General features: G+C 34.8%; 12 protein-coding genes and 1 pseudogene. 7 read left to right on the forward strand and 6 right to left on the reverse strand.

Features of this window, described 5'->3' with window-relative positions; genetic code table 11:
* The first annotated feature begins 177 nt into the window (after positions 1 to 177).
* From M4I44_RS02645 to M4I44_RS02660, 4 genes are all read left to right on the forward strand, one after another.
* On the forward strand, positions 178 to 2,952 hold the full coding sequence (locus tag M4I44_RS02645) for a TonB-dependent receptor (RefSeq protein WP_249966437.1): 2,775 nt from the start codon (positions 178 to 180) through the stop codon (positions 2,950 to 2,952).
* Positions 2,953 to 3,160: 208 nt separating this feature from the next.
* Positions 3,161 to 4,294, forward strand: coding sequence for a hypothetical protein (locus tag M4I44_RS02650; protein ID WP_249966438.1), 1,134 nt, complete (start codon positions 3,161 to 3,163; stop codon positions 4,292 to 4,294).
* Between the two features lie 236 nt (positions 4,295 to 4,530).
* On the forward strand, positions 4,531 to 4,869 hold the full coding sequence (locus tag M4I44_RS02655) for a T9SS type A sorting domain-containing protein (protein WP_017496209.1): 339 nt from the start codon (positions 4,531 to 4,533) through the stop codon (positions 4,867 to 4,869).
* A gap of 152 nt (positions 4,870 to 5,021) precedes the next feature.
* Positions 5,022 to 6,002 (forward strand): acyl transferase, encoded by a 981-nt coding sequence (locus M4I44_RS02660; protein ID WP_249966439.1) that lies wholly within the window; start codon positions 5,022 to 5,024, stop codon positions 6,000 to 6,002.
* A 177-nt stretch (positions 6,003 to 6,179) separates the two neighbouring features.
* Here the strand turns inward: M4I44_RS02660 and M4I44_RS02665 are convergent, their stop codons facing one another.
* Positions 6,180 to 6,755 carry a uracil-DNA glycosylase family protein gene (locus M4I44_RS02665; protein WP_249966440.1) on the reverse strand — a complete coding sequence of 192 codons (576 nt, stop codon included), beginning with the start codon at positions 6,753 to 6,755 and terminating at the stop codon, positions 6,180 to 6,182.
* A gap of 61 nt (positions 6,756 to 6,816) precedes the next feature.
* Positions 6,817 to 7,032, reverse strand: coding sequence for a helix-turn-helix transcriptional regulator (locus M4I44_RS02670; RefSeq protein WP_249966441.1), 216 nt, complete (start codon positions 7,030 to 7,032; stop codon positions 6,817 to 6,819).
* Between the two features lie 130 nt (positions 7,033 to 7,162).
* Between M4I44_RS02670 and M4I44_RS02675 the strand changes: the two genes are divergently transcribed.
* Entirely contained in the window at positions 7,163 to 7,372 is a 210-nt protein-coding gene (locus M4I44_RS02675) for a hypothetical protein (RefSeq protein WP_070906508.1), read from the forward strand.
* A 144-nt stretch (positions 7,373 to 7,516) separates the two neighbouring features.
* On the opposite strand, the pseudogene tyrS reads toward M4I44_RS02675, so the two are convergent.
* Positions 7,517 to 8,811 (reverse strand): annotated as a pseudogene (gene tyrS, locus M4I44_RS02680) (tyrosine--tRNA ligase).
* A 195-nt stretch (positions 8,812 to 9,006) separates the two neighbouring features.
* Between tyrS and M4I44_RS02685 the strand changes: the two are divergent.
* Positions 9,007 to 10,011, forward strand: coding sequence for an NAD-dependent epimerase/dehydratase family protein (locus tag M4I44_RS02685; RefSeq protein WP_249966442.1), 1,005 nt, complete (start codon positions 9,007 to 9,009; stop codon positions 10,009 to 10,011).
* Here the strand turns inward: M4I44_RS02685 and M4I44_RS02690 are convergent, their stop codons facing one another.
* From M4I44_RS02690 to M4I44_RS02700, 3 genes are read right to left on the reverse strand one after another with little or no spacing between them, the layout of a single operon-like run.
* On the reverse strand, positions 10,012 to 10,473 hold the full coding sequence (locus M4I44_RS02690) for a DUF4296 domain-containing protein (RefSeq protein WP_017496215.1): 462 nt from the start codon (positions 10,471 to 10,473) through the stop codon (positions 10,012 to 10,014). It lies immediately after the preceding gene.
* A gap of 9 nt (positions 10,474 to 10,482) precedes the next feature.
* Complete coding sequence (locus M4I44_RS02695; RefSeq protein WP_026109959.1) at positions 10,483 to 11,823, reverse strand: dihydroorotase; 1,341 nt, start codon at positions 11,821 to 11,823, stop codon at positions 10,483 to 10,485.
* A gap of 10 nt (positions 11,824 to 11,833) precedes the next feature.
* Entirely contained in the window at positions 11,834 to 12,559 is a 726-nt protein-coding gene (locus tag M4I44_RS02700; RefSeq protein ID WP_017496217.1) for a polyprenol monophosphomannose synthase, read from the reverse strand.
* 105 nt (positions 12,560 to 12,664) lie between these two features.
* On the opposite strand from M4I44_RS02700, the gene M4I44_RS02705 reads away from it, so the two are divergent.
* Positions 12,665 to 13,333 (forward strand): DUF4271 domain-containing protein, encoded by a 669-nt coding sequence (locus M4I44_RS02705; RefSeq protein ID WP_017496218.1) that lies wholly within the window; start codon positions 12,665 to 12,667, stop codon positions 13,331 to 13,333.
* The last annotated feature ends 13 nt before the right edge of the window (positions 13,334 to 13,346 follow it).

A 13,346-nucleotide genomic window follows, 5' to 3' on the forward strand; every position in this document is an offset into this window, starting at 1 on the left:
GATTTTCATTTGAGATGGTAAATATACTAATAAAACGACCGTTAAAAATTGCGGTTAACGGTAATTTAATCTGGTAACAATTTGATAATCTACGCGACACGAAAACATAACAAGTGGCTAACATGAACTTTACACAGCGTCTTTTTCTTTGCACAAAAATTTAAACACAACACTGAAATGAAATTCAATTTAAAATTTCTATTTATCACATTATTCATCTGTACGATTTCGATCGCACAAAACAAAGGTACGATTTCTGGTGTATTAACCGACAAAGAAACCAACAATGAAGCCCTACCTTTTGCAAATGTTTTATTAAAGGGAACAAACATTAGCGCAAACACTGACATTGAGGGAAAATATTCCTTAAATGTAAATCCGGGAAATTACATCATTATTTTTAGTTTCGTTGGATATGAATCTGTAGAAAAACCAGTTACTGTAAAAGCAAATGAAACAATCACTGTAAATCAGGTACTTTCGTCAGGAAGTTTTACACTTAAAGATGTTGTAGTAAAATCATCGGCAGTAAACAAACAAAAAGAATCAGCACTGCTATTGGAACAGAAAAATGCAGTAGCATTTAAAGCTGCGATTGGTGCTGAAGAAATTTCAAGAAAGGGAGTTAACGATGTTGCAAATGCTGTTGCTAAAGTAAGTGGTGTTTCAAAACAGGATGACTCGGGAAATGTTTTCGTAAGAGGATTAGGAGATCGTTATAATGTTACTACTTTAAACGGCCTTCCTTTACCATCAAACAATCCGGCAAACAAAAATATTTTGTTGGAAATTTTCTCTACAAATATTGTAGACAATATCGGAATTAGTAAAACTTTTGAATCTCAAAATTATGCAGATTTCGGAGGAGCAAATATTGATATTAGCGCAAAAAAATTCAATGGAAAACCATTCGTTACTTTTTCAATTGGAACAGGAGCTAACACAAACGTATTAAGTCAGGATCAATTTTACTTACAAGACGGACCAACTTATACCGGATTTAAAAAAGTTGGTGTTCCTAATGCTCCACTTCAGCCATATAGCTATGCAACAAGCTGGGACAGACAAGCAAACAAGAATATATTAAATGCTTTTTATACGTTATCTGCCGGTAAAAGATTTACTATAAATGACGAAAGTTCAATCGGTACTTTTGTTACTGGTTCATTTAGCGCAAAAAACAAATACACAGAAGGATACAGCAGAGGAGGAATTACTTCTGATGGAGACATCTTCTCTGACTTTATCAGAACGTCTTACAAACATAGCACCACTACAACTGTTATGGGTACTGCTGATTATAAAATCAACAACAAAAATTCAATCTTTTTCACTTCTTTATTCTTAAATTCAAGTGATCAGGATTACAGTGAGTACGAAGGAACAAACCAGAATTTTGACGGTGGCGGAGACGCTCTTCAACAAATTTCAGGTTTTATCAAACGTGGAACTTTTGAAAGAACTCAATTAATTGTAAATCAATTGACAGGAAAAAACAAATTCAACGATCAGTGGAATTTAAACTGGGGAGTAGGATACAGTATGTCTAACAGTTCAATTCCGGATCGTATGCAAAACTCTTTTGTATACGCCCCTAATGCTAAAGATTATACATTTTTCACCAACTCTAACATCAACAATCACCGATTCTTTCAAGACTTAAAGGAAAATGAAATCGCTGCAAATATTGCATTATCGTATAATTTCAACAAAAAAAGCGATGATACCTACAAAGGAAAAATAACTGTTGGTTATTCAGGAAAGTTCAAGGATGTAGATTATAACATGGAACAATATTCATTCTTCCCGAACAGAACTACCATTTCTTTCCCTAAAGAAGATATTCATCACGTAGACAAGTATTTAAATCAAGCAAATTGGGGTTCTTCTTATTCAAACAGAATTAACCAAGTGTACAATGGAAATTTAGATATTAATGCTGCATTTGCAAATGTTCAATATTCTTTAACGGATAGATTAAGTGTAATATTGGGAGCAAGATTAGAGCAATTAACTCAAAATGTTTTCTATATCACCACTACAGTTCCAAATGGTGATAATTCTAATGATTCAAAGTTTAACATTTTACCAAGTTTAATCTCAAAATACACCTTGACAGATAAGCAAAATTTAAAATTCTCTGCAAGTAAAACGTATACACTTCCTCAGTTTAAAGAAAAAGTACCAATTATTTACGAAGATGTTGCACAAGCATACGAAGGAAACCCAAGATTATATGCTTCAACAAATTACAACTTCGATTTAGGATGGGAATTCTTCCCGAAAAGTTCAGAATTAATCTCTGTAACGGCTTTCGGAAAAATTATTCAAAATCCAATCAATGAAATGTTCCTAAACTCTTCTTCAAATGACATTTCTTATGCAAATACAGGTGATAAAGCAACAGTAGCAGGAGTTGAAGTAGAATTTAAAAAAGAAATTTTTGAAATTGAAAAAGACAACAACTTAAAGACAAAACTTACTTTTGACGCAAACGGATCTTATTTATACACAAACCAAGACCTAAGTAATGATAAAGTAAACAACGAAAATGATTTTGGAGCAAACTTTACTTTTACAGAAAGTAAATTAACAGGAGCTTCTAATTTTTTAGCAAATGCTAACTTATCATTTTTAAATGAATACAGAGAAGGAAAGGATTTCAGCGCAACAATATCTTATTCTTATTTTTCAGATAAATTAGCTGTTATTGGAACTTCAAGAGTAGGTAACCTGGTTGACAAAGCTGTAAACAAATTAGACTTTATCGCTAATGCAAGTTTAACTAAAAACTTAAAATTAGGTCTTATTTACAATAACATCCTGAATCCAACTTTCAAACGTGTACAAGAGCAGGGAAAAGTACCAGGAAAAGAATCTATTGGTGATATTACCGCAGTTTCATATAAAGCAGGTTCAGATTTCAGACTTACTTTAAGCTACACATTCTAAAAGAAACGAAATCAATAAAAACTCAAAAGGTGATTAGCTAATGCTAATCACCTTTTTTTATTAGCCATGATCCAATGTAAACTTTACATTAAGCCGCTTTGTTTATTATCCGGCATACTTAATATATTGTTAATGCGGTCTTAACTCAGCAAAAACATATGTTCATTTACTTTGCCATGAATAAATAAAACAATAAAACACAACAACAATGAAAAAATCATTATTTGCAATGGCTGCAATATTAGGACTTGCTTTAACAAGCTGTAGTTCTGACGACAACAATAAAAAGAACGAAAACACAAGTACTTTTGTATTGAAAGTTGACGATTTACAAGGAAACATTAATGACGGTACTGTAACTTTAGACCCAACTAAAACTTACACTTTAACTGGAGGTTTAGTTGTTAAGGGTGGAGCTACTTTGATTATTCCTGCTGGAACTACAATTAAAAGTTCTGCTACTGCACCTGCTACATCTTTATTTATTGCTGTAGAAAGAAACGCTAAAATCAATATCAACGGTACTGCCGCTAAACCAGTAATTATGACCTCTGGAAAAGCAGCTCCTGCTCAAAGTGACTGGGGTGGATTAATTATCGCTGGTAATGCTAAAGTAAACACTGGAGATAACGGTACAACTGAAGTTGGTGGTTTAAGCTACGGAGGTAATGATAATGCAGATTCTTCTGGAAATATCAACTTCTTAAAAATATCTTATACAGGTTCTAAATATACTGCTGAAAAAGAATACAATGGAGTTTCTTTCTTCGGAGTAGGTTCTGGAACTGTAGTATCTGACATTTACACTTTTGAAAGTGGTGATGACGGAATCGAGTTTTTTGGTGGAGCTGTAAACGCTACTAACCTTACAATCATCAACTCTTATGATGATTCATTAGATTTTGCTGACGGATGGGTAGGTACTGCTACAAACGTTTATATTAAAGGTGTTACTAAAGCAGGTGTTGAAGGATCTACAAACGCAAAAGATCCAAGTGGAGCTGTTCCAATGACTAACGCTAAAATCATTAATATCTCTATCGTTAAAGGTGATGCTGCTTTCTTAGCAGACGAAAAAGCAATCAACTACAAAGAAGGTGGTGGAAAACAAGCTTACACAAACTTATATGTTGCTAATGGAATGCCTGCAGACTTAGCTAAATTGTCTACTGATGCTGGTGCAACTGCAAACATTGCTGCTGGTAACTTTACCATCACAAACTATACTTTTGGAGCTTCTGTAACTAATTTAGTTGGTCCTAAATTATCAGGAACTACAACTGGTGCAGTTGGAGCTGGTGCTGGTGCTGACTTACCAAGTTGGGCAAACTGGACTAAGTAATTAAATACAAAAAATTAAAAACGAAGCTGCCTGAAATTGAATTCAGGCAGCTTTTTTTATCGCATTAAATTCCTAAATATCACGACATACTTCAATAATCGATAATCATCGGTAGTAGTTGGTTTCTAATTACTTCGAGTAGAAACTGTTAAAAACATCCTAAATATTTAGGATGTTTTTTTTTGGTGTAATTTTTGTACTTTTTTTTGTATATTTACACTAACCAAAATAACGCGATGGCAAAAAATTACTTTTATATTACTTTCTTATTGGCTTTTTTCTTTACTGTTAGTGTTTCGGCACAAGACAGTAAGCAATTACCAAAACCTCAACAGGTAGCAACCATTGAGGGTCTAAGCTTGTACCCTAACCCCGTAACTGGTGGAAAAGTAACTATCTCCTCTAAAAATGATTTAGAAAAAGAGATTATCATCTTTGATGTTCTGGGTAAAAAAGTACTTCAAACACATTTAAGTTCTCGAGAATTAAACGTTTCTGATCTGGTTCCAGGCGTTTACATCATCAAAATAAGTGAAGAAAATGCTTCAGCAACACGAAAGCTCATTATTCGATAAAACACAAAAGCTCTAATGAAAATTAGAGCTTTTTTAGTTTTCAGTCGCAGTCACAGTTTTCAGTTTCTGCGAAACCCTAAAATGACAACTGAAAACTGTGGCTGAATACTGTGACTAAACACTAAAAACAATATCTTTGCACAAAAAAAGTTTTGATCACAGCCAACGATATATTCACGATTTCGAGTCAGAAACAATTTGAGAAAATAGCACTAAAAGTGTTTCGTTTTCAACATGAGAATAACGTTGTCTATCGTGATTTTTGCGATTTTTTAAAAGTAAATCCACAACAGGTAAAATCATTGGAACAAATTCCTTTTTTACCTATTCAGTTTTTCAAAAGTCATCATGTAGTTTCTAATAACAATCCTGCTCAGGTAACTTTTACCAGCAGCGGAACTACAGGCGCAATCACCAGCAGACATATTGTTACTGATGTAAGTCTCTACGAAGAGAGTTACCGCAATGGATTTTCACAATTCTATGGCAATATCGAAGATTACGTTGTTTTAGCGCTTTTACCGTCTTATCTCGAGCGCGATGGATCTTCGTTAATTTACATGGTCGAAGATTTAATAAAACTCTCCAATCAGCCTGAGAGTGGGTTCTACCTGCACAATCACGACGATCTTATAAAAAAATTAACCGCTTTAGACGAATCCGGTCAAAATGTAATCCTGATTGGTGTTACTTATGCCTTACTGGATCTGATTGAGAAACACCAATTCAATCTTCAGAATACTATTATTATGGAGACTGGCGGTATGAAAGGCAAACGAAAAGAAATGATTCGTGAAGAATTACACGAGCAGCTTTGTTCAGGTTTCGGTGTTTCGGCTATTCACTCGGAATACGGCATGACCGAACTTCTGGGACAAGCTTATTCTCTGGGTGAAGGTATTTTTGAGTGTCCGTCATGGATGCACATTTTAGTTCGTGATCCAGAAGATGCACTCACTTACGTTAAAGACGGAAAAACCGGAGGAATCAACGTTATCGATTTAGCCAACATTAATTCCTGTTCCTTTATTGCTACTCAGGATTTAGGCAAAAAATATCCCAACAACTCTTTCGAGGTACTGGGACGTTTTGATAATTCTGATATTCGTGGCTGTAACCTGATGGTTTTGTAAAAGTTGAATCGTTGATCTGGTTAATCGTTTAATCGGTAAAAAATCGATTAAAAAATATCCCAACAACTCTTTTGAGGTATTTTTAGGACGCTTTGATAATTCCGACATTCATGGCTGTAACTTAATAGTACTTTAAAAAAGTTGGGCACTAGTACAAACGCTTATTTCTTTAAAAAGCTATTCTCGCAATATCTCTTTAACTTTTTCTCTTAACTGAGGTAAAACCACATCCTGAAACCATTCATTTTTGGCCTGCCAGATATTGTTTCTCGGTGACGGATGCGGCAAAGGAAAAAAGTACGGTAAATAATCTTCAAAATTTCGTACCGTTTCGGTCAATGTATTTTTGATAGTATCCCCTAAATAATATTTCTGCGAATACTGCCCTATTAATAATACAAGCTCTGCATCCGGCATTAATCTCAATACTTTTTCATGCCATAATGGTGCACACTCTGGACGTGGAGGTAAATCTCCTGTCTTTCCCGTACCCGGAAAGCAAAAACCCATTGGCATCAACGCTATCTTATCGGTATTATAAAATACTGTTTTATCAATTTGCAGCCAATTCCTCAAATTGTCTCCACTTTTGTCGTTCCATGCAATATTTGTATTGTGTACGATTCGCCCTGGTGCCTGCCCTATAATTACAATTTTACTCTTTCTGCTGGCAGCAACAACGGGATTTACGCCATCTTTAAGGTAATCTTCACAAACACGGCAGTTTTTAATTTGTTCCAGAAGCTCTTCCATAAATCTGATCAATTATTTAAATTAAAGCACCCTCCTGCTATGACTGTGTTATCCTTATTCCTTAATCTACAAGTTTAAGTCCTTTGCAAACATCCTTTAATAATTCACATGGATCGACATCAATTGCCAAAGCAATCAAATACAATTCGTCTGCACGTAATTTTGTACTAGTATTATTCGCTAATTCACTCAAGCGTGTTTTACTAATTCCGGTTTTACGGGAAACATCTGAACGATTTACTGATTTTCTAGAAAAAAATAATCCTAATTCTGTCATTATTATCTGTTTTTACAGACATAAATCTAGTAAAACAGAACAATTTTTCTGAAAATCTAAAACTTGATTTGGATTTTTATCCGAAAATCAATACGTTTGTTTAGAAAATCGGATAACCAAACTAAAAAACATGTCACTACGAAACACCTATACGAAATTACAATTGGAAGAATTAATTCACAGTCAGCTAGAAAACCTAAACGCAATGAACGATTTGATCAGTATCATGCGACACCAGAATGATTTGCTGAAAAATGCTAATAAGAAATTGAAAGAAGAAATAACAGATTTCAAAGAGTATCAAATAAAATACGCCACAAGAAGAAAACGAACCTCTTAAAAACCAGGAGATAAATAAGTGTTAGGGGCTTACTTTAGATTATACACTTCGCAAAACAATCCCTAAAAAACAGATAAAAAAAACCGTTCCAAAGTAAGTATTGAAACGGTCTTTAAAATTTAAATATTTGATCTGGCTCAAAGATTACTTTACTCTAATCACAAAATAATTCTTCTTTCCGCTTTGTAATAACACAAACTGATTATTAATTAAATCATTTGCAGTTAAGACAAAATCTTCTTTTATTTTTCTCTGTTCACCGAGATCGAATTTGCGGTTAAGGCACGTCTTGCTTCTCCGTTTGATTTAAAGAAACCCGTTTTCTCGTTTAAAACCGTAATAATCTCCAAACCGTTTTCTAAATCGGCTTTTGCGATTTCAGCCTGAGGAACACCGTCAAAAACTTCCAAAAAAGTAGCTTCATCCAGTTTTTTCAAATCTTCGGCTGTAGAATTTCCAAACAAAATATTCGACGCCTGAATTGCTTTTTCCAATTCTTCTTCAGAGTGAACAAAAATGGTAATTTCTTCTGCCAGTTTCTTTTGTAAAACTCTTAAATGCGGAGCTGTTCTGTGCTCTTCGATTAAAGCATCAATCGTTTCTTTATCTAAAAACGTAAAGATTTTGATGTATTTCTCTGCATCAACATCGGTTGAATTCACCCAAAACTGGTAAAATTTATACACTGAGGTTTTATCAGTATCCAACCAAACATTTCCACCTTCAGATTTTCCAAATTTAGATCCGTCTGCTTTTGTAATCAATGGCGTTGTCAATGCAAAAGCTTTTGCACTCTCTCCGCCCATTCTGCGTACCAACTCCGTTCCGGTGGTGATATTTCCCCATTGATCCGAACCTCCCATTTGAAGCACGCAATTGTTATTTTTATATAAATGATAAAAATCGTAACCCTGAATTAACTGATAGGTAAACTCTGTAAAAGACATTCCTACACCGTCTCCGGCAAATCTCTTTTTAACGGAATCCTTCGCCATCATATAATTTACCGTGATACGTTTTCCAACTTCACGTGCAAAATCAATAAATGAGAATTCCTTCATCCAGTCATAGTTGTTTACCATAACAGGAGCATTTGCTTCTTTTGAATTAAAGTCAAGAAAACGCGACAAAACACTTTTGATACCGGCAACGTTCTTAGCCAAAGTTTCTTCGTTCAACAGATTTCTTTCATCAGACTTCCCTGATGGATCACCAATCATACCGGTAGCACCTCCTACCAAAGCGATAGGCTGATGTCCAAAATTCTTTAAGTGAACCAATAAAATAATCTGAACCATACTGCCAATGTGCAGCGAATCTGCTGTTGGGTCAAAACCTATATAAGCAGCAGTTACCTCTTTTAGCAATTGTTCTTCCGTTCCTGGCATGCTATCATGATATAACCCGCGCCACTTTAATTCTTCAACTAGATTCTTCATTTTTAAAATAATTTGTGCAAATATAATCAATGACAATGGCAATGACAAAAAGCAGTTTCAATATCAATGGTAAAAAGCAATTTCAACATCTAAATTCTTAGTAACAAAGAGAAGATTACAATTGCTGATAGCAAAATCAGACCTTTGCATCTTTGAGCTTTTGCACCTTAAAAACAAAAAAGTTATCTTTACAAAATGGTATTAGTAACTGGAGGTACAGGTTTAGTTGGCGCACATTTATTACTTCATCTGATTGAGAATGGAGAAAGTGTTCGGGCTATTTACAAAACTCAAAATAACATTCAAAAAACCAAATCGGTTTTTGAGTTGTACAAAAAAGTGGATCTGTTTGAAAAAATAGAGTGGCTTGAAGCCGATATCCTGGATGTTCCCTCTTTGGAAACTGCGTTCTCAGGTATTGATTACGTTTACCATTGTGCTGCTTTAATTTCATTTGATCCAAAAGACGAAGAGCTGCTTCGAAAAACCAATATCGAAGGAACCGCCAATATGGTTAATTTTTCTATTGCCAAAGACGTAAAAAAATTCTGCTTTATAAGCTCTATCGCTGCTTTAGGTGATTTAGCAGCTCACGAAACTTACATTACTGAAGAAACAGACTGGAATCCCGAAAAGCCTCATAGTGATTACGCGATTTCTAAATACGGAGCCGAAATGGAAGTCTGGCGCGGTTTACAGGAAGGTTTAGATGTAATCATCTTAAACCCGGGTGTTATTTTAGGGCCAATTCCAAAAAACAAAACTCACATACAAGGAAGCGCAGAGCTTTATGCAAAAGTTGCAAACGGTCTTTCTTTTTACACTCTTGGAAGTACCGGATTTGTCACCATAACGGATGTCATAAAAATAGCTGACGTATTAATGAAAAGTGACATTAAAAACGAACGCTTTACCTTAATTGCAGACAATATTGTTTTTAAGGACATCCTGAATACTATTGCCGATGCTTTAAAAGTAAAAAGACCAACCATTCATGCCACGCCCTTATTCATGAATTTCCTTTGGATTGCCGACGGATTTTTTTCGACTCTGTTTTTTCAAAAAAGACGCCTGACAAAAGCAACTGCAAAGGCTTCTTATTCCAGTAATTTATATTCTAATGAAAAAATAAAAACCGCTCTGGGAGGAACGGTTTTTCAGGACGTACATGCGTACATAAAAGATGTTTCGAGACTTTAACTATCTCTTTAATCGTGTTGTTTTTCGGATAGAATCCAAGCTCGTCTTGCTCAGCTTGTTCTTGATCGTATCTTTAACTATAGGTTTCTTCTTTTCTTTTGCTGCTTTCTTTTCTTCAATTTTCACAATTGAATCTGTAGCTCTCTGGTTGACAGCCAAACGCTTTCCTACTTCATCGAATATGCTTTTATAATTCTCATAATCGGCAGCGTAGTAACGGTTGTTTTGTGAAAATTGCACACTATCCACTTTATATTTTTTCAAAATAAAAGCAGTAGGGCTGGTTTCAACTGAATCTGCCGAAACCGGATGCTGGTATTTCATAGCTTCAAGGATAGACAAATCATACATAATATCAATCATTTTATCTTTCTCAATAAGTTTTGCAGGCTGCTTTACCAGCTCTTTTTTACAACTTACAGAAAGAAACAACACCAATATTATTACTATAAAATTTTTCATTTCAGCTTTTTATCTGTCAAACAATAGACGTTTTCCTGCGCGAATGTCTTTTACTTTAAAGTTATTGTAAACCATTTCACCGTTTACAAAAGTATGTGTAATTCTCGACTTAAAAGTAAAATTCTCAAAAGGCGACCATCCGCATTTTGCCAGAATATTTTCAGGTTTCACACTCCATGGCAAACTTGGGTTTACAATCACTAAGTCGGCAAAATAACCTTCTTTGATAAAACCTCTTTTTTCTATTTTGAAAAGTTTAGCCGGATTGTGGCACATTTTCTCCACAATTTTCTCCACGCTGATTTTCCCTTGATGGTGCGCTTCAAACATCGCTACAACCGCATGCTGCACAAGCGGCCCCCCAGATGGAGCATTCACATAAGGCTGCATTTTTTCTTCTTTAGTATGCGGCGCATGATCGGTTGCAATTACATCAATACGTCCGTCATTTAAAGCTTCCCATAATGCTTTTCTATCGTCTGCTGTTTTTACCGCAGGATTCCATTTAATAAAATTCCCTTTGGTTTTATAATCTTCGTCTGTAAACCACAAGTGATGCACACAAACTTCAGCAGTAATTTTCTTTTCTTCAAGTGGAATTTTATTGGTAAACAATTCCATTTCTTTCGCAGTCGAAAGATGAAAAATATGCAAACGAGCTCCTGTTTTCTTCGCTAGTGCTACCGCTTTTGAAGAAGAAATATAACAGGCCTCTTCACTGCGAATTAAGTGATGTGCCGTTACCGGAATATCATCACCATATTGTTCTTTGTACAGCTGTAAATTATTTTTAATCGTCGTTTCGTCCTCACAGTGTACCGCGATTAAAAGCGGAGTACTTGAAAAAATCTTTTCTAAAACTGCCTCATTATCTACCAGCATATTTCCTGTTGAAGATCCTAAAAAGATCTTTATTCCGGCAACATTCTTTGGATTAGTTTTTAGAACTTCCTCCAGATTATCATTAGTTGCCCCCATCATAAACGAATAATTCGCAAATGATTTCACTGCTGCAACCTGATATTTATCTTCTAATATTTCCTGAGTTACAGCATTCGGAACTGTGTTAGGTTGCTCTATGAAAGATGTAATTCCTCCAGCCACCGCAGCTCTTGACTCTGACTCGATATCTCCTTTGTGCGTTAGTCCCGGTTCTCTAAAATGAACCTGATCATCAATAGCTCCCGGAATTAAATAATTCCCTTCAGCATCGATTACTTTACAATCGGATGTTTTTAAACTGATGCTGTCTGCCACTTCAACAATCAGATCGTTTTCGATTAAAACATCTCCTTCAAAAATAGATCCTTCGTTTACAATTTTGGCATTTTTTATTAGAACCCTATTTATTTTCATAGCTTTATAAAGTATTGACTAGTTTTTTCAATCGAAGTGAAATCACTCCCAGTATAGCTTCTTTGATAATGGCATTGCTCATTTTAGAAACTCCTTTTGTTCTGTCAGTAAAGATAATCGGAACCTCTTTAATTTCAAATTTAGCACAATAGGTTCTGTACTTCATTTCAATCTGAAACGCATAACCCACGAATTTAATTTTATTGAGATTGATTTTTTCCAGCACTTCTCGTTTATAACAAACGAAACCTGCCGTTGCGTCGTGAATTTTCATTCCCGTAATAAACTTCACATACACCGAAGCGAAATACGACATCAGAACGCGGCTTAAGGGCCAGTTCACCACATTTACACCTGTTACATATCGGGAACCAATCGCTAAATCTGCTCCACCAAAATGGCAGGCATCGAACAATTTCTCAAGATCATTTGGATTATGCGAGAAATCAGCATCCATTTCAAAAATGAAATTGTACTGACGTTCTAACGCCCATTTAAAACCATGGACATAGGCAGTTCCTAAACCGGATTTTTTAGCTCTTTTTTCTAAAAATAACCGTTCCGGAAATTCTTCCTGTAATGCGACTACTTTATTGGCAGTGTGATCAGGCGAATTATCATCAATAATTAAAAGATGAAAAGGTTTGTGTTGCGAAAGTACAGCTCTAACTATGCTTTCAATATTTTCGATTTCGTTGTAAGTGGGGATTATGACAATACAATCATTCATTTTTCTGAGTAATTTCACCGCAAAAGTAAACTTTTTATAGCATTTGATTCATAATAAATATATAATAAAACTATTGATACAAAAAATTACTAATTTTGCATCGCTATGATTGAACAACTTCACCCCCGAATTCTGGAAAACAAAGACTGGGCAACACTTTTATTCGTGTTGACCTTTGCTGTTGTTGCCATGACTAAATCAGCTTACGAAACCCGATTTAGCGAATTCAGTAAGCTTATTTTTTCTGACAAGTATGCTAAAATCTATCGCGACAACAATCATTTAAGAAGCAGTTTTACGGTTGGTTTGTTTTTTGTACAAGTTGTTTCGTATGCTTTTTTCATCCAGCTTACCATGCACATTTTTGGATATGCATCGAAAACAGACTGGATTTTATTCATTCAGCTGGCTACCTTTTTACTTTACTTTATTCTGGGAAAATTTTTAATTGAAAAAATTGTAGCCACTTCATTCAACATTGACGAATTTGCAGAACTTTTTAACTTACAAAAAGTAACTTACAGGACCTATATAGGCGTTTTAATCCTTCCTATTAATGCTGTTTTGTTTTATTATGACAATATTCCTAAGATTGTACCCCTGGCAATAATCGCCATTTCGCTGTGTATTAGCCTGTACTCTTATTTTATTTCAATAAAAACGTATCAAAATGCAATAATCAGCAAGTTATTTTATTTTATTTTATATCTTTGCGCTCTTGAAATAGCCCCTTATTATTTCCTGTATTATTGGATTACAAAACAGGCGGCTTAGTAAATGTTTATAA

The organism is Flavobacterium sp. B183 (genome assembly GCF_023539155.1).
GTDB classification, from domain to species: Bacteria; Bacteroidota; Bacteroidia; order Flavobacteriales; family Flavobacteriaceae; genus Flavobacterium; species Flavobacterium tructae.

Excerpts from the sequence above, each read along its gene's own strand:
- M4I44_RS02690 (WP_017496215.1), bottom strand. The coding sequence starts at position 10,473 with ATGAAAAATTTTATAGTAATAATATTGGTGTTGTTTCTTTCTGTAAGT.
- M4I44_RS02665 (WP_249966440.1), bottom strand. The coding sequence starts at position 6,755 with ATGGAAGAGCTTCTGGAACAAATTAAAAACTGCCGTGTTTGTGAAGAT.
- M4I44_RS02700 (WP_017496217.1), bottom strand. The coding sequence starts at position 12,559 with ATGAATGATTGTATTGTCATAATCCCCACTTACAACGAAATCGAAAAT.
- M4I44_RS02675 (WP_070906508.1), top strand. The coding sequence starts at position 7,163 with ATGTCACTACGAAACACCTATACGAAATTACAATTGGAAGAATTAATT.
- M4I44_RS02670 (WP_249966441.1), bottom strand. The coding sequence starts at position 7,032 with ATGACAGAATTAGGATTATTTTTTTCTAGAAAATCAGTAAATCGTTCA.
- M4I44_RS02705 (WP_017496218.1), top strand. The coding sequence starts at position 12,665 with ATGATTGAACAACTTCACCCCCGAATTCTGGAAAACAAAGACTGGGCA.
- M4I44_RS02655 (WP_017496209.1), top strand. The coding sequence starts at position 4,531 with ATGGCAAAAAATTACTTTTATATTACTTTCTTATTGGCTTTTTTCTTT.
- M4I44_RS02685 (WP_249966442.1), top strand. The coding sequence starts at position 9,007 with ATGGTATTAGTAACTGGAGGTACAGGTTTAGTTGGCGCACATTTATTA.
- M4I44_RS02645 (WP_249966437.1), top strand. The coding sequence starts at position 178 with ATGAAATTCAATTTAAAATTTCTATTTATCACATTATTCATCTGTACG.
- M4I44_RS02650 (WP_249966438.1), top strand. The coding sequence starts at position 3,161 with ATGAAAAAATCATTATTTGCAATGGCTGCAATATTAGGACTTGCTTTA.